The sequence below is a fragment of the Wujia sp. genome, from assembly GCF_056872695.1.
Window position 1 is genome coordinate 156,814 of sequence record NZ_DBMFCD010000005.1, and the last position, 20,499, is coordinate 177,312.

Annotated in this window: 17 protein-coding genes and 1 riboswitch; of the genes, 2 read left to right on the forward strand and 15 right to left on the reverse strand. The window is 43.5% G+C overall.

The genetic code is table 11. From position 1 onward, the window contains the following. Positions 1-70: 70 nt before the first annotated feature. The 5 genes from ACZQK9_RS06775 to ACZQK9_RS06795 all read right to left on the reverse strand — a co-directional run bounded on the left by ACZQK9_RS06775 (position 71) and on the right by ACZQK9_RS06795 (position 5,646). The gene (locus ACZQK9_RS06775; protein WP_483270074.1) at positions 71-565 is read right to left on the reverse strand and encodes a hypothetical protein; all 495 of its coding nucleotides are present in this window, start codon (positions 563-565) and stop codon (positions 71-73) included. Positions 566-777: 212 nt separating this feature from the next. Then, positions 778-1,686 carry a hypothetical protein gene (locus tag ACZQK9_RS06780; protein ID WP_483270075.1) on the reverse strand — a complete coding sequence of 303 codons (909 nt, stop codon included), beginning with the start codon at positions 1,684-1,686 and terminating at the stop codon, positions 778-780. A gap of 18 nt (positions 1,687-1,704) precedes the next feature. Beyond that, on the reverse strand, positions 1,705-2,940 hold the full coding sequence (rlmD, locus tag ACZQK9_RS06785; RefSeq protein WP_483270076.1) for a 23S rRNA (uracil(1939)-C(5))-methyltransferase RlmD: 1,236 nt from the start codon (positions 2,938-2,940) through the stop codon (positions 1,705-1,707). A gap of 3 nt (positions 2,941-2,943) precedes the next feature. Beyond that, positions 2,944-3,720 carry a carboxymuconolactone decarboxylase family protein gene (locus ACZQK9_RS06790; protein WP_216507643.1) on the reverse strand — a complete coding sequence of 259 codons (777 nt, stop codon included), beginning with the start codon at positions 3,718-3,720 and terminating at the stop codon, positions 2,944-2,946. A gap of 180 nt (positions 3,721-3,900) precedes the next feature. Continuing rightward, a complete protein-coding gene (locus tag ACZQK9_RS06795) occupies positions 3,901-5,646 on the reverse strand; it encodes a hybrid sensor histidine kinase/response regulator (RefSeq protein ID WP_483270077.1) in 1,746 nt (581 codons plus the stop codon). 86 nt (positions 5,647-5,732) lie between these two features. After that, positions 5,733-5,808: riboswitch (cyclic di-GMP riboswitch) on the reverse strand. A gap of 426 nt (positions 5,809-6,234) precedes the next feature. Between ACZQK9_RS06795 and ACZQK9_RS06800 the strand changes: the two genes are divergently transcribed. Continuing rightward, positions 6,235-7,035 (forward strand): MerR family transcriptional regulator, encoded by an 801-nt coding sequence (locus tag ACZQK9_RS06800; RefSeq protein WP_483270078.1) that lies wholly within the window; start codon positions 6,235-6,237, stop codon positions 7,033-7,035. Between the two features lie 37 nt (positions 7,036-7,072). On the opposite strand, the gene ACZQK9_RS06805 is transcribed toward ACZQK9_RS06800, so the two are convergent. The 10 genes from ACZQK9_RS06805 to ACZQK9_RS06850 all read right to left on the reverse strand — a co-directional run bounded on the left by ACZQK9_RS06805 (position 7,073) and on the right by ACZQK9_RS06850 (position 19,412). Beyond that, complete coding sequence (locus ACZQK9_RS06805; protein WP_483270079.1) at positions 7,073-7,612, reverse strand: cysteine hydrolase family protein; 540 nt, start codon at positions 7,610-7,612, stop codon at positions 7,073-7,075. Positions 7,613-7,629: 17 nt separating this feature from the next. Further along, positions 7,630-8,871 (reverse strand): phenylacetate--CoA ligase family protein, encoded by a 1,242-nt coding sequence (locus tag ACZQK9_RS06810; protein ID WP_483270080.1) that lies wholly within the window; start codon positions 8,869-8,871, stop codon positions 7,630-7,632. Between the two features lie 60 nt (positions 8,872-8,931). Continuing rightward, positions 8,932-9,522, reverse strand: a complete 591-nt coding sequence (locus tag ACZQK9_RS06815) for an indolepyruvate oxidoreductase subunit beta (RefSeq protein WP_216507649.1) — start codon at positions 9,520-9,522, stop codon at positions 8,932-8,934. Next, positions 9,515-11,341 carry an indolepyruvate ferredoxin oxidoreductase subunit alpha gene (iorA, locus tag ACZQK9_RS06820; RefSeq protein WP_483270081.1) on the reverse strand — a complete coding sequence of 609 codons (1,827 nt, stop codon included), beginning with the start codon at positions 11,339-11,341 and terminating at the stop codon, positions 9,515-9,517. The genes ACZQK9_RS06815 and iorA overlap by 8 nt, the downstream gene beginning before the upstream one ends. A gap of 205 nt (positions 11,342-11,546) precedes the next feature. Further along, positions 11,547-13,139: a sucrose phosphorylase gene (gene gtfA / locus ACZQK9_RS06825; RefSeq protein WP_483270116.1), complete on the reverse strand. Its 1,593-nt coding sequence runs from the start codon at positions 13,137-13,139 to the stop codon at positions 11,547-11,549. A gap of 69 nt (positions 13,140-13,208) precedes the next feature. Continuing rightward, positions 13,209-14,039 carry a zeta toxin family protein gene (locus ACZQK9_RS06830; protein WP_483270082.1) on the reverse strand — a complete coding sequence of 277 codons (831 nt, stop codon included), beginning with the start codon at positions 14,037-14,039 and terminating at the stop codon, positions 13,209-13,211. A gap of 104 nt (positions 14,040-14,143) precedes the next feature. Beyond that, positions 14,144-16,321, reverse strand: coding sequence for an alpha-galactosidase (locus ACZQK9_RS06835; protein ID WP_483270083.1), 2,178 nt, complete (start codon positions 16,319-16,321; stop codon positions 14,144-14,146). Positions 16,322-16,336: 15 nt separating this feature from the next. Further along, positions 16,337-17,221: a carbohydrate ABC transporter permease gene (locus tag ACZQK9_RS06840; protein WP_483270084.1), complete on the reverse strand. Its 885-nt coding sequence runs from the start codon at positions 17,219-17,221 to the stop codon at positions 16,337-16,339. Then, complete coding sequence (locus ACZQK9_RS06845; RefSeq protein ID WP_238297551.1) at positions 17,218-18,126, reverse strand: carbohydrate ABC transporter permease; 909 nt, start codon at positions 18,124-18,126, stop codon at positions 17,218-17,220. Before ACZQK9_RS06845 ends, ACZQK9_RS06840 begins: the two co-directional genes overlap by 4 nt. Positions 18,127-18,128: 2 nt before the next feature. Further along, complete coding sequence (locus ACZQK9_RS06850; protein WP_483270085.1) at positions 18,129-19,412, reverse strand: ABC transporter substrate-binding protein; 1,284 nt, start codon at positions 19,410-19,412, stop codon at positions 18,129-18,131. A 223-nt stretch (positions 19,413-19,635) separates the two neighbouring features. Between ACZQK9_RS06850 and ACZQK9_RS06855 the strand changes: the two genes are divergently transcribed. Continuing rightward, positions 19,636-20,478, forward strand: a complete 843-nt coding sequence (locus ACZQK9_RS06855) for an AraC family transcriptional regulator (protein ID WP_118671153.1) — start codon at positions 19,636-19,638, stop codon at positions 20,476-20,478. Positions 20,479-20,499: the final 21 nt, after the last annotated feature.

Below are 20,499 nucleotides of genomic sequence, written 5' to 3' on the forward strand. Positions count from 1 at the left end.
TTCAGAGGGACTCTTCTTCATGACAAAAGCTACGTCACCACAATATTCTTTATTTAACAAAATAATATCTTTATTTACGAAAATCATAATTAAGATATTTGTTTAGTATTGATAACCCACTTTGAAAAATCTCCAAACATTTATTTTTTTCATCAACATTAAAACTAGGATGATATTCTTCATTTTTTAGAAGTTTCAAATTACTTCCATAGAATAACTTATTATAAATATCAACAATTTCTTCATCATTATAATCTCCTACAAATTCTTCATTTAGTGATTTTGATAAATCACTAAATAAATGCCATGTATCTATTAAACTTTGACAATTTTGCGATATTTCTATATTATCTATTAACTCGGTAATTTTAGATAGATAAAAGACTGTTATTCCTTTTTCAAAAATAATATGTTCCTTATCCGCAAATATATTTGCTTCTTCGACACTAGAAAAAACTAACAGCCGTTGATTAAAAAGCAAGAAACCATCTTCATCGTTGCTATACCATATAAAAAAATAAGTTAATCCATTATAAATAATTTTTGTCAAATAATATTTCGTCATAACTTTGTTCCTAATTATTCCAAATCTTCTTTTGTTGGCAGTCTGCGGATTTCTCTTCCATCTGTGCATTTGCGCGGAACATCCGATATTCCGGCGGACAAGTTTTCAAATACTCGGATTGACAAATCATCTAATTCTGTTATAAAATGTATCCAAGAAATGAGTTTTACAACCGTACAGTTTTTACTCAAGTGGCTCACTCGTTTCTTTTTTTATTCATTTTCTTTATGCTCGTTTACAGAAAGATTTCCTATCAAATCTTCACCAATTTTGCAAGTGGATAACTTATCAATTGCCATTTGAACCTGAAATTCATTTAGTTCGATCTCAACATCGTAAATGTTTCCGCTTCTTGGCAGTCTGACATGAATAACTGCAAAATGCTGATACTCCTCCGTATTATAAATTCCATCCTCATACTTCTTAAGACGTACTATTTTTCTTGATATTCCTTCCACCAACCGATAATCTATTGCATATATTTTTTTCTCTGTAAATCCATGTAAATGTGTAGTTCCAAATGCTAATGCATTTGTTTTATAGAAAAGCATTTGACTTTTTAAATACGACGCTTCAAGCTCCTCATAATCAATATCGCCCTTCAACCACTTCCGTACCGGCATTCCTATATACAATGAAAACTCTAGCCAAAACAAGAATCCGAACAGGCAAAGTCCAATGATAGCCATATAATAACGTCCTAAAGGAATAAGACACAAGGTGCAAAATATTAGGAACAATGGTAATATCATTTTGACAAGATATTCCCGTCTTTGAAATCTTTTTAATAAATCCCGTTTCATGTTTTGATATTTAGGTTTCTCAAAAGGGTGCTCATTAAGATAGGCTACATATTTCTCATGCCATTCAGGGCTTTCAAAATAGCCGCCATTCATATATTGCGCCTTCGTCTCATGCGCTTTCATATCTGCTTTGCTTTCTTTACAATACGCATAGATTAAATATACAACGAGCATCGGACAAACAATACATGCCGCACACTTTCCAACCACATCTCCTCTGCCAAAAAACAGAAATAATCCCATAAGTACTGTAAAAACGATATATACAACCAACGATTTCTTAGTCATAGCAAATGGAAATTTGTGATTTGTTCTCATGTAATTCTATTCCCCCAACTACGAACTTCTTTCTCTACTTATCAGGCACACTGCCTCACAATGTTCCGTCCACGGAAACAAATCCACAAGCGCGATCTTCTCCACCCGATACATCCGCTTGCTCTTCAGGTATTTCAGATCCCGCGCCAGACTTTCCGGTCCGCAGGAGATATACACGACCCGCTTCGGTGCCAGCTTACAGACGGAATCAAAGAACTCCGGTGTGCTGCCACTGCGCGGCGGATCCAAGAATACAACATCCACATCGGTTCCGGCTTCTGCCATACCAACCATGAACTTGCCCGCGTCGCCATCATAGATCCGGACATTCTTACAATCGTTACGCTTCACGTTCGTGATGGCATCCTTCGCGGCTGCCTTGTTCAGTTCGACACCGATCACCTGTTTCGCATGGTCACTTGCCACGATTCCGATCGTACCGGTTCCACAGTACGCGTCCACGGCCACCTCTTCGCCGGTAAGGTTTGCATATTCCATCGCCTTGTTATACAGGAACTCAGTCTGCACCGGATTCACCTGATAGAAGCTCGTCGGCGAGATCTTGAAAGTCTTCCCGCACAGCTTGTCTTCGATAAATCCTCTGCCGTACAACACTTGATTTCGCTCGCCAAGCACCATACTTGTATCCTTGTCATTGATATTCTGCACGATCGTCGTGATCTGCGGATGCGCTTTGACAAGTGCCTTCGCAAAATTCTTCTTCGATGGGAAGATCGGTGACGCCGTCACAAGCACAACCATAACTTCTCCGGTCGCATGTCCGGTCCGGATCATCACATGGCGCAGCAATCCATACCCACTATCTTCATTATAGACAGTAATCTTAAAGGAAGGTAGCAACCCTCGGATTGTCTCCACAATCTCCTGTGCCAGACGATTCTCGATCTTACAATCATCCACCGACAGCACCCGGTGCGTTCCTTCTTCATATACACCCGCCAGAATCTCGCCATTTCGCTTATGGTGAAATGCCGCATTGACCTTGTTCCTGTAATGATATGGTTCTTTCATGCCGATAATTTCATCCACGGAACCATATGGAGCAAGTAGCTTCTTCACCTGATCGGTCTTGATCTTTAATTGCTCCGCATAAGACTTGTCAATATACTGGCACCCACCGCATTTCTTCGAGATCGGGCAGACGGATTTATTTCCTGTATGTCCGTTCTCACTTACATGTACATGCTTCTTAGATTGTTCACCACTCTGCTTGTATCTTCCCTGCTTTGTCATCACTTACTCCTGCTTCATCTGTCGTTCGGCTTCATTGACACAATTCACTGCATTTAAACATCTCGGATATCCAATGTATGGCAGGCTCTGTGAGATCACACGCATCAACAATTCCTTGTCATTTCCGATTTTCATATTGCCCTTTGCATGTGCAACCACCTGCATATCACAGCCACCCTGTGCAAACAAGAAACAGAACGTTACCAGTTCCCGTTTTGCAAGCGGCAGACGGCTTCCCGGATAATCATCCCCGAAATAATTCTCCTTCAGCCATTTGTTGATATGGCTGTCCTTCCAGACTTCCTTCATATGCTCCTCAAAGATTCCCGTCTGCTCCGCAAACTTCTCCTCCTCGGCAGCTTCCGCACCTGCACCGGCAGCCTCCGGCTCATCCGAAGCAGCCTTCTCCAACCGCTCCTGTTTCGTCATGCCCAGGCGACCCTGCTTGGCTCTTGTCGAATCCAGAAGCGGAAGTTCAATTCCCTTTGCTTCCATAACGACATTTGTAGCAACCAGAAATGGCCAGACTCTGCCCATACCAAGATAATCTACAGACTGATACACAATCTCCTTAATTACCATCGGTGACAGACCACTGTCCAACGCCTTCGCCACAATCACCTTATACGCATCTACGCCCTGGCATCCAATCAGGGATGCCAGAATTGACATATACCTGGTCTCGTCATCCAGCTTGATTCCATTCTCATTTACGATCTCCGTAAACGCAAAACGTTCAAAGCGCTCCATAAATTCTGCATCTGTCTCATATAAATTCATAGTAACAACTCCTTCCCAAAAAACCTGTCTCTCATTATTCCATGTTGCATGCAGCTCCATGAAGTTCTCGTATCATGTCTGCATGCACAGACACATCCAACTATAATGATTATATCACATTTCACACGTAAAAAAAGTATTGCTTTCTCAAACGAAAAAGCAATACTCTGTTCTTTTTATTCAGCACCTGCGATACCGCGCAATCGTCCGCAGCATCTTCTCTGTATTTAACGGCTTTGTAAGCTGCTCACTCATTCCCGCAGCTCTGGTTCGTTGCGCGTCTTCTGCAAATACATTTACACTAAGTGCCACAATCCCTATCGTGCGCGCATCTGCACGTTTCTGCCCACGGATAATCCGCGTAGCTTCCAATCCATCAATATTCGGCATCATGACATCCATCAGGATCACATCATAGGTATTCTCCGGTGCGCCAAGATATGCCTCCACTGCCTGATACCCATCTGAAACTGCATGCACCTTCGCTCCTGCATCTTCCAAAATGAATTTCACAACATCCCGGTTTATGTCATTATCTTCCGCAAGAAGAATCCGCATATTTGTTACATTCGACTGCACTGTTTCTCTCTGCATATTTCCTTCAAACTCATCACGTGTGACCTTCTCAAAAGGAATCGTGACAGTAAATGTGCTTCCGACATTTTTTCTGCTTTCCACGCGGATATTCCCATCCATAAGGTCAAGAATACTCTTCGTTATCGCCATGCCAAGTCCGGTTCCCTGATAACTGCTACGCACATCCATTGCTTCCTGCACAAACGGTTCAAAGATATGGTCAATAAACTCGGGCTCCATCCCAACTCCATTATCTTCAATTGTGAATTCATACACAACACGAGCCACATTCTGCATCGCGATGCGGACTTTGAACTTTACCATACCCTCATAACGGTTATACTGAATCGCATTTGTAAGTATTTTTTCCAGCATTTGCCGCACATGTATCGGGCTTCCATACACGCGGGAATATCTGATATTTTCTGCAATATCCGCCACAATCGTTATTTTCTTTCCTTCTCCCCGCGCCTGTGCAAATGCTATCATCTCTGCAATGACATCTGCCATATAAAATTCTTCCTGCACCAGCACAGCTGAGCCGTCCTGCAGCTTACACATCTCCAGTGCATCTCCAAGCAGCTTCATCAGATAATTCGTTTCCGTCGTTGTCTTCACACGGTTTGCTCTCATGAGCTCTACATCTTCATAACTCCGCTCGCCTATATCCATCATCCCTATGATATCATTTAACGGCATACGGATATCATGCGACATACGGGATAAAAACTCCGATTTCGCAACATGCGCTTTGTGTGCCTCCTCAAACGCCTGTGCCAAAAGCTTCATCTGTCCGTGCTCTTTCTGCGTGGTTCTATGATGTTCGCGAATATAACTAATATGCGTTCCTGCATCGCGTAACAGCATAGTTGTAAGTTGCCCGAATTCTGTTTCCGGATTATCCAGTCCCAGAAAACCATTCAAACGATTCTGCGACATAATCGGTACTGCAATCGCTGTATGAACACCTCTCATCTGCAGAAATTCATACTCAAACGGCATCTCATTCTGCACATCATCTATGCTGGCAATCAGTACACCGTCTCCCTGTTCAAACCGTTTTTGCCAGCATGGTATCATCTGCACAGAGAGCTTCTGCAGCCGTTTCTGCAAGGAATGTACTCCCTCTTTGCACCACTCAAACGTGTTTCGATAGCCCCTATGATCCAGAGATGCCCAATCGAAAATATACACACGATCTGACTGCGTATATTCTCCAATCTCCTCAAGTAACTGCGGAATCTGCATATCTAACTGCTGCTCTGACATCGAATGATCCAGCGTCAACACCTTTGCAAGCACCGCCTCCATATTCATTATTGTCTGCTTGTACTCATCTCTTTTGTCCATGTACATCCTACCCTTATCAAAAAAAAGCATTATACCTACCCTATATGGCAATACAATGCTTCTGAAATAAACGTTACGTTATACGTCCGTGCAACTGGCTGCCATCTTACAGGCCCTATAGCTTTGCGTCGCAATCTTTCGATTGTTTTGCCACATATTTGCTTATACTATCGAAATAGTAACACATACTATTATTAATTACAATTGTACAATATTACTAGATTCTTACACCAAATTTTATGAATCTTTAAATATCCGGTAATAATCCATGTGCAATTGCATTTTATATTTCTTACATCCGGCAGGCCCACAGACCACCGATCTGCAGCCCTGCCATCCAAACTAGGAATTATTCTTTTTCTGAGAGTTTTCCTCCTCTTGTAAACTTATGAACATTCTGCTATGATGATTTTAAATCGTACCCTAAGGGACAAGTCAATGGGAAATTTGATTTTTCCAGACAGAAATCGCGAATAATTCGCGTTATCTGCAGAAAAGACTTGATTGTATGGGATTGATTATTCGGATTATATTTAGACAGAGATTCGCATCATCAAAAAAAATACCGATTTTATCAGGAGAATTTCTATGAGAAAACAAAGTGAGGATTTATTTAAAATCGGCGAGATCGCCAAGATTCTGGGAGTGACACGAAAGGCCATCCTTGTCTATGAAGAGATGGGGTTGCTGACACCTGCGGTAAAAGATGAAGCAAGCGGCTACCGCTATTATACTGCGGATAATATGACACAGATTCGCGCCATCCGCTCGTTGCAGACACTGGGACTTTCGCTGGCGGAAATCAGAGAATATTACTATGATACAGAAAACCTTGACCGCTATCTTGACCGCCTCATGGATCTGCGGGCAACCTTGGACCGCAACATCCATCTGCTTCAATTGCGCGCGGCAAAACCGGGAGACTTAAGCGTGCACCGCGTCCGCCTGCCCAGGCAGGTGTGTTTCTGCCGCAGATACCAGTGTACAGATGCGAAGGACGCCGCCATCAAATTGCGGGATACCTATATTGCCGCTGCCAGGACAGGAAAAATGTCCCTGAAAAGCCGCATGTTTACTATACGTATAGGTTCCTCCTGCAAGGAACTCGATCTGCTATGCTGCATCCCTGTCTCGGAAGATTTTGTGGGAGAAGAGCGGATGGAGTTTGCGGAAACGTCTGCCTTGTGCATCTACTATCGTGGTGCTTACGAAGGAATCAATACCGCGATCGACGCCCTGCTGGCATATGTACAGGAAAATAAAATTCAGGCAACCGGCGGATTCCACTGTATCTATCTCGAAGGGCCTCCAAACCGCAAAGACCATACAGAAGACTACATCACGCAGGTTGCCCTGCCCTTCTCAGAGAATAGTGGGGGATGTTTGTAAATAATTACATTTCTCCCCACTATCCATCTCTTGTTCCTTATTTATCGATTATGTCCACCTGACAGGAACGCATCGTCACAAGTGCTGCCGCATGTGCTTCCGGTGTCACACCTGCACAACAGCCTGCATCCACGCGCACCGTGGCTTCCGGATACATGGCTTTCAGTATAAGGGCGTTCGACACGACACAGATGTCCGTGCAGACTCCAATCATTTCAATATCCAGATCCGAACCATCCGCAGTCTCACTCGCAAGGACATCCTTCCAACCTAAAAACCCGAATGTCGGCTTGTCAACGGCCTTATATTCCGAAGTGATTCCATCGGTAAGCTCCGCACAGATCTGCCATCCATCCGTCCCTTTGATACAATGTGGAACCGGCAGATGCTTTCCCTCGTTCGTCTGCATATAATCTTCTCCATGTGTATCCCGCGTGAAAATGATCTCCTTACCAGCACGATCATACTCTCTTATTTTCGCCTTCACCTCCGGCAGAATCGCCTGTGCTTCCACTGACGCAAGTGCACCTGTTACAAAGTCTTTCTGCATATCTACTACAATTAAAATGTTTCGCATCTGTGGACCTCCTTTTCCTACACCTCACGGTGATCGATCACACGCTTCGCCTTCTTCTCTGTTCGCGGTAATGTTCCAACCGGCACAACATTGATCTTCGGTGTAACACTCATCTTCGACTTGAACAGATTTTTAATCGTCTGACCTGTCTGCTCGAAGTCCACACGGCCTTCCGCCTCAACAGTCACCATGATGATGTCTCGGTTGTGTGCCTCATCATGCGCGATGTTAATGTTGTACTCGCTCGATACACCATCGACCATGCCGAGAATCTCCTCCACCTGACTTGGGAACATATTGACACCATGTACCTTGAACATATCATCACTACGTCCCTTAATTATATCAAGACGCGGATATTTGTTACCACATGCACATTCGCCCGGAATAATTCTGGAGATATCATGTGTCCGGAATCGCAGAAGCGGTGCGCCTTCCTTGACAAGTGTTGTTATAACAATCTCTCCTTCTTCTCCGTCCGGTACCGGCTGAAGTGTCTTCGGATCAACAATCTCAATATATACGTAATCATCCCAGTAATGCATACCCGCATCTTCATCACAGCTGATTCCGATGCCCGGTCCATAAATCTCCGTCAGACCATAGATATCATAAAGAGAAACTCCAAGCTCCCTTTTAATGTATTCCCGCATCTTCTCACTCCAACGCTCGGAACCAAAAATACCTTTCTTCAGATACAGTTGATCGCGGATTCCTCTTTTATTGATTTCCTCCGCCAGAAGCAATGCATACGAAGATGTCGCAGTAAGGACGGTCGATTTCAGATCCATCATCATCTGAATCTGCTTATCTGTATTACCCGGTCCCATCGGAATTGCCATTGCGCCAAGCTTCTCACAGCCTGCCTGAAATCCGATTCCCGCCGTCCACAGACCATAACCGGCTGTAATCTGAATATGATCTTTGTTTGTGATGCCTGCGGTTTCATAGCATCGTGCAAACATAATCGCCCAGTCATCCACATCCTTTGCTGTATAAGGAATGATGACCGGCTTACCTGTCGTTCCGGACGAAGAATGGATTCGTACCACCTCCTCATCCGGTACCGCCTGAATTCCAAGCGGATAAGCATTTCGAAGGTCCGCCTTGCTGGAGAACGGAAGCTGCTCGAACTCCTCCTGGCTTGAAACACCTGTGATTCCTGCTTCTTTGTAAATCTTTCCGTAATAGCTGTCGGTCTGGATCAGACGCTTAATCTGTGCGTCTACCTGCGACAACTGTAACTCTGTTAATTTCATAGTTGGTTCCTCCTCCAAATACGATTTATAATATCGACTTATTATACGTAATTTTCTCTATCACAACGTTTTTCCGCTTCCCACTTCCACGCCTGCGTAAAATGCCGCTTTGTTTGTCTCTACATATTTTGACGGCACGCGTCTTTCAAGCTCTGCAAGCACGGTTTCCTTGCTGATTCCAAGCCGTCCGCTTCCAACTGCCACGCCCAGAATAGCAATATTGAAATATCGTGACGAGCCAAACGGTGCACAGATTTTCTCTGCATCGATTACGATACAACTGCATTTCTTCTGCAGATATGCAATCATCTCAATGCCGTCGTACCCGGTATCCTGCAAAGATTCTGTCACCGGTTTTACCGGTACACGATTCACGATCACGATTCCATCCTTTTTCAGATACCCTAAGTTCCGCACAGCCTCCGCCGGCTCAAATGCGAGAATCATATCTGCTGCCCCCTGTGGGATCAGCGGTGCATATGCCTCCCCGATACGCACATGGCTCGTCACCGAACCGCCTCGCTGTGCCATACCGATTGTCTCTGCCGAATGAACTGCCGAACCTTCATCCATCGCCGATGCCGCAATAATTTTGGATGCCAGCACGGTTCCCTGTCCACCGACACCACAGATCAATATATCCTTATTCATGGCTGGCACCTCCTTTTTCTGATGATACCTGTTCCCCACCATCAATGGCGTGAACCGGACAGATCTGACTGCACAAACCGCAGCCGGTACATAAGTTTTCATCAATCGTCACATTTCCATCCACGGTAATGAGTGCCGGACAGCCAATCTCACGGATGCATTTCTTACAGTTGATGCATTTCTCTGAGATATGACATTTGCCATCTGGCTTGGAGATTGCAATACACGGTGACTTGAAGATGATTGCTTTCACGCCCGGAAGCTTATCGCATTCTTGCACGGCAGCCACCGACGCAGCAAGATCCAACGGATCGACGGTTATAATCTTATGCACGCCGATTCCCTCTAACACCTTCGCGATGTCTACCTTATCCACAAACTGCCCCATCATATTCCGTCCGATTCCCGGATGCGGTTGATGACCGGTCATCGCCGTTGTCGAATTATCCAGCACACAGAGAATCATATCTGCGTTGTTGTACACCGCATTTACGACACCCGTCATACCCGATGCGAAAAATGTCGAATCGCCCACGAATCCGAAGCACGTGCCTTCCCCATCAATCCAGTGGAAGCCCTGCGCCATCGTGATTCCGGCACCCATGCAGAGACATGTGTCAACCATATCAAGCGGCATCGCATTTCCAAGCGTATAACATCCGATATCGCCACAGAAATACGCTTTCTTTCCTTTCATCGCCTGCTTCACTGCATAGAACGATGCGCGATGCGGACATCCTGCGCACAATACCGGCGGACGCATCGGAAGCACTGGTGCATCGCTGCCATCATACCCACGCGCGAGCTTCTCCGTGCCAAGAAACTCGCTCAGAATATCTGCAACCAGATTCGAACTGTTCTCGCCACTTGCCGGCACCTTTCCGTCTAATTTTCCTGACACCTTGATAGAGAGCGCATGCTTCCCGACAAGCTTCAGAATCTGTTCTTCAATATATGGGCTAAGCTCCTCCACACAGAGCAAGTCCTCCACGCCCTCGAGTGCCTGAAGCAGGAAATCCTCCGGCAGAGGGTACGCGGTCGCAAGCTTGATGAGCTTGATATCGGTGTGGTCTTTCAGATATTCCTTCGCATAAGCATAGCTGATTCCCGATGTAATCACTGCCTTCTTGGAATTTCCGCCTTCCACACGATTCCATCTATATGTAGAAAAATCCTTACCAATCTCCACATTCCGCTGCTCGATCATCGCATGATTCATGTAAGATAACCGTGGGAAGATGACCCATTTCTTGGAATCCTTCACGAAGCCATCATATGCTTTTGGTCCATTGTTAACCGGATTCTCAATCGACGCATACGCATGGCAGACACGTGTCGTCGGACGGAACAAAACCGGTGTCTTATATTTCTCCGAATATGAAAATGCATCCTGTATCATCTCATATGCTTCTTCCGGGGAAGATGGATCAAAAACCGGAATCCGTGCGAAGTCCGCAAACCGCCTTGTATCCTGCTCGGTCTGGGAGGAAATCGGACCCGGATCGTCCGCCGATACAACAACCATGCCGCCCTTTACACCCACATACGCAAGCGACATCAGCGGATCGGCTGCCACATTTAAGCCCACCTGCTTCATCGTCACCATCGTCCGTGCGCCACCATATGCCGCACTCGCAGCAACCTCCATCGCTGCTTTCTCATTCACTGACCATTCCAAATGCACCCCATCGTGCGGGTACTTGGATATTGTTTCCACAATTTCGGAAGATGGAGTTCCCGGATATCCGGACACAAGATTGACACCTGCTGCCAATGCACCGAGCGCAATCGCTCCATTTCCCATTACATATTCCTGCATGTAACTTCTCCCTTCCTCTTTCAAGTATGTTCTATTATAACAAATTCTGCGTGATACGACTACTTTTGTTTACTTATTGACACAACAAAAAGACACATTTTATCAATGAATTCATACCAGTCAGCATTTATATGAAAAAAAGGCTGTCGCTTCAATGAATTTCAATCATTAAAGCAACAGCCTTAACTCTACTAATACCCAGACATCAGAACATCTGCCAGATCAGGTTGCCGGATGGATCAAGGGCTTGAATCCGATAGGTATGGGCTTTTAGGTCTGCAGACAGCCGGGCAAGATACCCGTCCTTTTTCCAGGTGATATAAATGCGGTTATACATCTGATCATCCGGTATTTTTGCAAAATGCAAAGCATTTTCTGCCTGAGCAGAGATCTGGGCTGCAGGCTTTGTACGGATTTCCATTTCCGCATCAAATCCAAATGCCGGAAATTCTTTCCGGAATTTCAACATTTCAAGCTGCTTTTTTACGACCTCCTTTTTAAGGCCTGACTCTATATCTTTTTGTGTAAAATTCGTCCGGTTGATCTCTTTATGTCCACCTGCACCTGCACGCTTCACTGCCTCATAATCATTAGATCCGGCAAACAGATCCAGATACCAGACCTGAGGTTTTCCGGGCATAAAAATCTGTAATGCTCTGGCTAATAACAGTGCCTGCTCATTTTCGCCAAGTGCATTATAATATGTCGTATTTACCTGATAATACATCTTTTTATTACCATGAAGATCCTTTACAAAACCACCACGATCCACAAGCAGCCGGATCAAATCTTCAATCCTGTCGTCCGGCAACAATCCTGCAAGATCCAGTACCGGTATTCCATCATGGCAGCCAAGCATATTCACAGTATGAATATTCTCTTTTATCTGTTCCTTTGCCCATTGCTCCAGATAAGTGCCATCGCCCCTGTAAAGAGCATCCAGAATCAATCCCGGAAGGAAAAAGTCATACGTCAGATATCCCTTTTGTGCTATCAGCTCATACTTTTTCTCTTTATATCCGGCATGAATCTCCGGAAGAAGTCGGATTCCATATGGTTTTGCGAGCTCATGGATCTGTTCAAGAAATTCCCATGTCTCCGGTTCATTTAAGAAATTGGCACGCCCCGGTGCTTTTGGGGCATATGCAAATGCATCCAGACGGATTATCTTTGCTCCGTAACCTGCCAGTTTTTTAATAGTTTCACGATAAAAATCCCAAACCTTTTCTGATTTTATATTGAGATCCATTTGTCCTAAATATCTGGTATGATAATCATCCGTATCCCGAATCTCCTGATAAAACGTATTCCAGTATGGAATCCGGCTGCCATCTGCCATTTCAACCATCAACAGAGGTAATCCCGGTTTGCGGAAGAACATCGGATCCAGATACTTCTGTGCCGGTTGTATATAGCCGTCTTCTGTCATTTCTCCACAGTTTTCCCAGAATGCATTCCAGTCAATAAAAAAGTCACGATATTCCGATCGACTGCCATTCTCCAACAGATCCTGAAACTGTGGCGACTGTACAGACGCATGGTTTAAAACAAAATCCAGCTTCAGATCAATATTCTGTCTGCCCAACCGTAATAGTGCCTTTTCAGAGTGAAATGTTTCCTCAAGATCATAGTCGATTACAGAAAAACCACGATCCAGATCAGAATGGTAAATACTCGGTAGTATATATATTGAGGAAAATGCATCTGCAAATCCATCTCTTTCAAATAAATCCGCAACTACTTCCAGATCACCGCCAAGACTGTCCGGATACAGATTCAGCATTGGGCCATTTTCCATTTTATTTATATCAGTCATATTTTTTTCTTCTATTTCTGTTTTCCTCATATTCCACAGCCTCCTGTTCACTTACCATTCCTTATAAATCCTGCCATGCATATCCTGAATGATATCTGCCCGGTCCAGTCCATCATTAATCTTTTTCTGCTCAATTCTTAATACTCTGGCTACAAAAGGACTGTCAATGGCAGTGTCACGATTCCTCTTTTTTCGGTTTTCAAGTGTTTCTTCCGGCGTGCTGATCAATACAACAGATACATCCACCCCCTGCAGGTATGTACTGTTTCCATGTGTCCATTCAAGAATCAGAATATCTGTATCTGATACATCCCGGCGATCATACCAGATATCATCCGGGGTTCTTCCCATATGACGTAGCAACAGTTGTGAGGTTCCTCCATGAAACTGCATGAGAAGATTCGACACAGCTTCATAATCCAGCTCCTGATCCGTACCCAGATAGTCTGTAAGAGCCTTGTCTCCATACTTCTGATATATGGATAACCACTGCATGTCCTCCTGTTCTTCTGCATCCCTTCCGGCTTTTTGAAGCTCTAATAGTTTTCCTTTTACTTCGTCTGTATATAGCCTTTCCGTTATAAGTCCATTTAATCCGGACATACGAAATCTCGCAATTCGTTCTGCATCATTATACATGGGAATCCGATGTGGATAATTGTCCCCGCTTATAATAAGTGATTTCTTTCCCTGTTTTTCAAACATATTTTGAAGCAAAAAAGCCATTCCGGTCTTACCAACACCAGAACCTCCGGATACCGATATGATTGTTTTTTTCTCTTTTCTTTCTTCTGTTTTTTCCAAAATCAGCGGAAATAATCGTTCTGCGTTTCTGATCTGTTCCCGTGCCAGATCTGATACTGTAATTTCTTTCGTATCCATCTGTCCGTCACCTCATTTCTGATCATCTTATATCTCTTTTACTCTATTGTTTTTACCAAACTCCCCGATCTCTGCAAACAGAAACCGGGGAGTCCTATTTATTCTTATTCTACTGCATCAAGCAGGATCTGATAGCTTGGATAATTACCGGACACTATTGTAAACGGCATACCAAGCTCCATCAAAGCAGCTCCTGAATATACAACACCTGTTTTCCTATCCCGATAGGAACGTTCCGGCGCAAGCCCTCTCAAGCGAATATAAAATACAGGACGGTTACCATGTGTATTTAATAAAACGGCACCTACAACTGCATGTTTTTTCCCTTCATCGACAGACATCCACGCTCCATATTCCGCCTCAAACGGATTACTTAATCTGTAATAATCCCCTTTTAAAATAACCGGCGCTGCTTCATGATAGGTTTTAATCTGTTCACGGACTGCCGTCTTATCTTCCTCCGATAACTTTCCGAGATCCAGTTCATATCCGAATGCGCCTGTCATGGCAACCACACCTCTGGTATTCATATCCGTCACCCTGCCGGTCTGATGATTCGGCACCGCAGATACATGGGCTCCCATCGTGGATAAAGGATAAGCAAACGACGTACCGTACTGGATACGGATACGATCAACTGCATCTGTATTATCACTGCACCATATCTGTGGTGTATAATACAGCATACCCATATCAAACCTTCCGCCACCGCCGGAGCAGCCTTCCCATAACATATCCGGAAATGCCTGCGTCAGTCGTTCCAACAGGTCATATACACCAAGCACATAGTCATACATTACATTTCCCTGCCATACCATACTGCCGGAATATATATCACATAAGCTCCGGTTCATATCCCATTTCACATAATTGATATCGCCCTGCCTAAGGACAGCTGCAATCTGTTCATAGATGTGATCCACCACCGCTGGATTTGCAAAATCAAGTACAAGCTGATTTCTGCCATGTACCGGATGTTTACCGGGAACCTGAATTGCCCACTCCGGATGTTTTCTGTAAAGATCACTGTTTTCCGAAACCATCTCCGGCTCTATCCAGATACCAAACTGAACACCTTTGTCATGAACACGTTTTGTCAGCTCCGTAAGAGAACAGCCCAGCTTATCTTCATTTACAATCCAGTCACCAAGGGATGAATTATCATCATCTCTTGTGCCAAACCAGCCATCATCCATGACCAGAAGCTCCACGCCGAGTGCTGCAGCCTGCTCCGCAAGATTAACGATTGCTTCACCATTAAAATCAAAATAACAGGCTTCCCAGCTATTTACAAGAACCGGACGAATCTGATCTTTATATTTTCCGCGACAGATATGCTCTCTCACCAAATGATGCATCTGATTGGATAGCTGTTCCATTCCATACGCGGAATATGACAGAACTGCTTCCGGAGCATAAAATGTCTGCGCCGGCTTTAATTGATAGGAAAAGAAATCCTCCTGAAGACCCATAATCAGACGGATCTGGTCAAACTGATCTAATTCTACACTTCCCTCAAAGCTTCCACTGTACACCAGTGATACACCATAACAGGCTCCGGCGGTCTCTGTTGTGCCATGTTCCGCAAGAATCATATATGGATTATACTGATGGCCGGACGTACCGCGATTACTTCCGATTACCTGTCTGCCATGCGTTACCGGTGTTCGCTGCATATTCCGTTCCATTGCATGCCGTCCATAAAATGTCAATACATCATAATCTCCATACAAAAGATCAAGACATGCGCTGGAAAGCTTCTCCAGATAGATTTCATTCCTTCCGGCATTTGTAACTTTTACACTTCTGGTTATTACATCGCAGTCAGGTAACACGCCATATAATAATGTCACTTCTACGCCGACTCTTTCATCCTTCAGATATATGCACAGAGTCTGTGCAGCTTCCGCATGTGTTGCCGGAAGTCCCGGGAGATCATACTTACCGTCCTGAATCTGATAGCCTGTATAGCGGAGATCAAGTGCCATACAGCCATTTGCTTCACGAATCTTTCCTGCCGTTGTTCTGTAATCACCGGTTCCAAGAACAGGGAATTCCTGAGGAAGTGCATCCAGGGAATACGTACGGTCATTTCCAAGATCATATGGATTTCCCGAAAAACCGCGATCGTAGTAAGTCAGTATATAATCCATTTCCGAATCTAGGCGCTTTCCGTAATACAGATGGAGCAAATAATCATGTGCATCGGCCATCATCTGGTAAGTGGTATGCTCCGTATGGAGTGAAAATATTCTTTTCTCTTTGTTATATATAATAGCCATAAATTAGGTCTCCTTTTATTTTACTGCTCCGTTTGCCACACCTGCTATGATCTGTTTCTGGCAAATAATATAGAAGATCAGAATCGGAAGTAACGCTAGCAGATAAGATGCAAAGGCCAGATTGTAATTTGTTCCAAACTGAGTCTGGAAATTCAACTGCGCAAGCGGAAGTGTATTCTGATCACCGGACATAATTACAAGCGGTGTCATAACGTCATTCCATGTACCAAGGGCTGTAAGGATTGCAACCGTTGCATGCATTGGTCTCATATTCGGGAAGATAATCTTCCAGTAAGTTGTCCATGTCGTGGATCCGTCTACATAGGCTGCCTCTTCCAGTTCAAGCGGAAGATTATTCAGATATCCTGCATATAACATTGTGTTCATCGGAAGATAAAATACTGTATAAAGTAACACCACACCGATCATATTTGCCAGTCCCATTTTTGCTGTCTGTTTTACAAGCGGCATCATCAAAATAGCGAATGGCACGAACATACCACTGACAAGATAAAGATAAATTCCATTATAGATCCGATTCTTTTTCTTGCTTCGTCCAAGTACATAACCGATCAGGGAATGTATCACGATCGATAATGCAATCGTTGTCAGTGTGATAAATAAACTGTTACCGAGAGAATGCCAGAAATCTGTCACCTCCATAGCTTCCTTAAAATTGCTCAGGCTCCAGTGCTGTGGAAAAGATAAAATTCCATGGATATCATTTGTCATCTCAGACGGCTGCTTAAATGCGATCATAACCGTCATATATAATGGGAACAGGATGGTTACAAGACCAAGGATCAACAGAATCGTAACCCCGATATTATATCGTTCCTTTCCTGTCTTAATCCCCTTTTCTTTATATTCTTTTCTGATCTGTCTCTGCGATTTTTTCATAACTGTTCCTCCTTCTTACCCAGGAAATGCATCTGTAATACAGATATCACTACGATTACAATAAAGAACACGACTGCATTTGCACTCTGGAATCCAAACTGTCCGCCACTCATACCATTGTTGTAGATGAGGTAGGAAATAGATTCTGTGCTCTGCGCAGGACCACCCTTTGTCAACGACATGATCTGGTCAAATACCATCAGGAAGTTCTTCATACAAAGAACTACATTAATTGTAAAAAACGGAAGGATCAGTGGGAATGTCAGATAACGGAATTTTGCAAATCCGGTTGCACCATCTAAAGATCCTGCTTCGTATACATCTTCCGGAACCGTCTGAAGACCGGATATATAAATGATTGTATTCATCGCGATCGACTGCCATGCACATACGACTGCGATTGCAAGCCAGGCCATTTTAGAACTTGCAAGCATACTGTTTCCCTCAAAACCGAGCATGATTGCGATCTGTGGCAGAATATAAGTAAAGAAATAGTTAAAAATATAACCAACAACCAGACCGCCTAAGATATTTGGCAGGAAATACAGTCCACGAAGACCGCTCTTAAAACGAATCTTGCTGTTTAATGCCATCGCAAGAATCAAGCTGACAACATTTACGATGATCGTTGTTACTATAGCCAGCTTAAATGTAAAAAGATAGGATGAACCAACTCTTGCATCATGAAAAAGATCAATATAATTCCGAAAACCAACCCACTCATAGCTGCCATACCCACGGAAATTGGTAAAGCTGTAAATCGCACCCTGAATCAAAGGCAACGTGTTGAATGTAAAGAATAATGCTACAATAGGAATTGTGATCAACATAAATGTTCTGGATTTTCCGGACATTTTCTTTTTCTTTTTAACAAACTTCATATCTTCTGTCTTTTTTGTATCCATTTCTATTCCTCCTCTCCGGAATGCTCCTGCTCATATTTGCGAACCTTTGTGATCAGGTCACGATTGTACCGTTTCCATTCCGTATCAAATTTCTTCAAAAACGCTTCTGTATCTCCATCTAACAGATAAGTCTGAATCATTGCATCTACTGCCATCTCAGATGGATAAAAATGATCTTGATAATCTGTCACGATTCCGTTGTCCAGATATTCCCGCATACCGTCTAACATAGATGCAAGCTTGAAATCACCTTTCTTACAAGGTACTGCGTTCTGATTGTCTATATAGTCCTGTACATTTTCATCCTCTAACAGGAAACGGAGGACTTCATAGGCTGCTTCCTTATTCGGACAGTCTTCCATCACGCAGAACTGAAGATCGACACCGGATGTCAAAACCATGTCCTCCTTATTGTTAGAAGACGGGAATACAAATGAATCAATATTGATATCCGGATTTACTGACTGAATCTGCGGTACAGCGTAGCTTCCGATCATATACATTGCCGACTCACCTTTTGCAAATGCTGTACAAGCATCATTATAAGAATATGCAACCGGATTGGCTTCCCCATACTGAAGCAGGGTTTTCATTTCTTCCGCAACCTGAACATACTGATCGGAAAATGTAGTTTCTCCCTTATTAACATCCTTACATACGGTCGGGGATGTCAATGAAGCTACTGCACTGTTCCATGGAGAAAGACAGGTCCATGTATCCTTGTAGCCCATATAAAACGGAAGAATTCCTTCTGCTTCAATCTCATCGCATAATGCAAGAAGCTCATCCCATGTTTCCGGGATTTCCCATCCATGTTCTTCAAACATATCCCGGTTATACAGGATACCGGCAGCATTTGCCACATATGGAACACTGTATGTTCCTTCTGTTGGAATAAATTTCAGGTTCTCACAGATTGTGAGATAATTCTCCTTAATATCTGCCAGTCCATCAAAATCAGAAATATCCATCAACATATCGGCATCAATAAAATTCGAATAATTGATGTCACCGCCAATACCAATGATATCCGGGTTATCTTCACGAACAAATCTGGTCTTCAACACCGTCATTGCATCGTTCGGAGAACTGATCTTCAATTCAATATCATCATGACTGGCATTAAACCGTTCCTCAACTTCTTCAAAATAAGAGGTTGCTTCCGGCTTGTACTGTACCAGTTCAATCACTGTTTTTCCGTCTTTGTTATTCTTGCCACACCCCGTCAGTAAGCAGAAACCAGTCATCATCGTAAGTACAAATAATGGTTTTTTCCATTTTAGCATAAATGCATCTCTCCCTTCTTTTACCTTCTTTATATAACATGCTTTTTTAAGTTATTTTCATTTTAACATATCATAATGCTTGTTAAAATATCGTAATATCGCCATTTTTATACCAAAATGCATTATTTTTGTCTCATTGTTGCATTCATCTAGCATTTTGGTATATAGTAGAAAACAGTAGAGTTTATATCGTGTATTTGTTTTAATTTTAGGAGGTTTTTTTATGCATGAATACCTTTTTTCTATATTTCCAAATGAGAAATTTATAGATCTTGGACTATATCAGTACGGATGGGAACGCTGTACACCGGCTCATCAGTTCGGACCGGCTGCCAGAACCCACTATCTGTTTCATTATGTCATCTCCGGAACCGGACTTTTAATGGCTCAGGATCAAAAAGGAGAGACTAGAAATTATTCGATCAAAAGCGGACAGGGCTTTCTTCTGTATCCGGGACAGATCAGCACCTATATCGCAGATAAGACTAACCCATGGGAATATGCCTGGCTGGAATTTGATGGATTACGGGTAAAAGAAGCACTGGACATTGCCGGTTTCTCAAAAAACCAGCCGATCTATCATGCCACCTCAAAGGAATACCGGGAAATCATGATGAATGAAATGCTCTATATTGCCAAGCACCCAGATGAACCGCCTTTTCACCTGATTGGTCATTCCTATCTTTTTCTGGATGCACTCATCCGTTCCACCTCCTCTACCCGGATGATAAAAACCGGTAAAATGAGCGATTACTATATAAAAGAAGCAATCAACTTCGTAGAGCAGAATTTTCCTTATGACATCTCTATCGAAGATATAGCTGCCTGTTGCGGCATCAACCGCAGCTATCTGGGAAAGATATTTCACAACTCCATTGGCAAAACGCCACAGGAATTCCTGATACACTATCGGATGTCCAAAGCAACAGAACTGCTGAAAATGACGAAATTATCAATTGCAGATATAGGAAATGCAGTCGGCTATCCAAACCAACTGCATTTCTCAAGAGCTTTTAAAAATATATATGGTGTCTCCCCAAAAAACTGGCGGGATCAGAATCACTAATATAGCATGAAACTCCGCAAG

Excerpts from the sequence above, each read along its gene's own strand:
- ACZQK9_RS06800 (WP_483270078.1), top strand. The coding sequence starts at position 6,235 with ATGAGAAAACAAAGTGAGGATTTATTTAAAATCGGCGAGATCGCCAAG.
- ACZQK9_RS06845 (WP_238297551.1), bottom strand. The coding sequence starts at position 18,126 with ATGGATACAAAAAAGACAGAAGATATGAAGTTTGTTAAAAAGAAAAAG.
- ACZQK9_RS06790 (WP_216507643.1), bottom strand. The coding sequence starts at position 3,720 with ATGAATTTATATGAGACAGATGCAGAATTTATGGAGCGCTTTGAACGT.
- ACZQK9_RS06775 (WP_483270074.1), bottom strand. The coding sequence starts at position 565 with ATGACGAAATATTATTTGACAAAAATTATTTATAATGGATTAACTTAT.
- gtfA (WP_483270116.1), bottom strand. The coding sequence starts at position 13,139 with ATGGAAAATGGCCCAATGCTGAATCTGTATCCGGACAGTCTTGGCGGT.
- ACZQK9_RS06850 (WP_483270085.1), bottom strand. The coding sequence starts at position 19,412 with ATGCTAAAATGGAAAAAACCATTATTTGTACTTACGATGATGACTGGT.
- ACZQK9_RS06810 (WP_483270080.1), bottom strand. The coding sequence starts at position 8,871 with ATGAAATTAACAGAGTTACAGTTGTCGCAGGTAGACGCACAGATTAAG.
- ACZQK9_RS06855 (WP_118671153.1), top strand. The coding sequence starts at position 19,636 with ATGCATGAATACCTTTTTTCTATATTTCCAAATGAGAAATTTATAGAT.
- ACZQK9_RS06815 (WP_216507649.1), bottom strand. The coding sequence starts at position 9,522 with ATGAATAAGGATATATTGATCTGTGGTGTCGGTGGACAGGGAACCGTG.
- ACZQK9_RS06795 (WP_483270077.1), bottom strand. The coding sequence starts at position 5,646 with ATGGACAAAAGAGATGAGTACAAGCAGACAATAATGAATATGGAGGCG.
- iorA (WP_483270081.1), bottom strand. The coding sequence starts at position 11,341 with ATGCAGGAATATGTAATGGGAAATGGAGCGATTGCGCTCGGTGCATTG.
- ACZQK9_RS06805 (WP_483270079.1), bottom strand. The coding sequence starts at position 7,612 with ATGCGAAACATTTTAATTGTAGTAGATATGCAGAAAGACTTTGTAACA.
- ACZQK9_RS06835 (WP_483270083.1), bottom strand. The coding sequence starts at position 16,321 with ATGGCTATTATATATAACAAAGAGAAAAGAATATTTTCACTCCATACG.
- ACZQK9_RS06830 (WP_483270082.1), bottom strand. The coding sequence starts at position 14,039 with ATGGATACGAAAGAAATTACAGTATCAGATCTGGCACGGGAACAGATC.
- rlmD (WP_483270076.1), bottom strand. The coding sequence starts at position 2,940 with ATGACAAAGCAGGGAAGATACAAGCAGAGTGGTGAACAATCTAAGAAG.
- ACZQK9_RS06780 (WP_483270075.1), bottom strand. The coding sequence starts at position 1,686 with ATGAGAACAAATCACAAATTTCCATTTGCTATGACTAAGAAATCGTTG.
- ACZQK9_RS06840 (WP_483270084.1), bottom strand. The coding sequence starts at position 17,221 with ATGAAAAAATCGCAGAGACAGATCAGAAAAGAATATAAAGAAAAGGGG.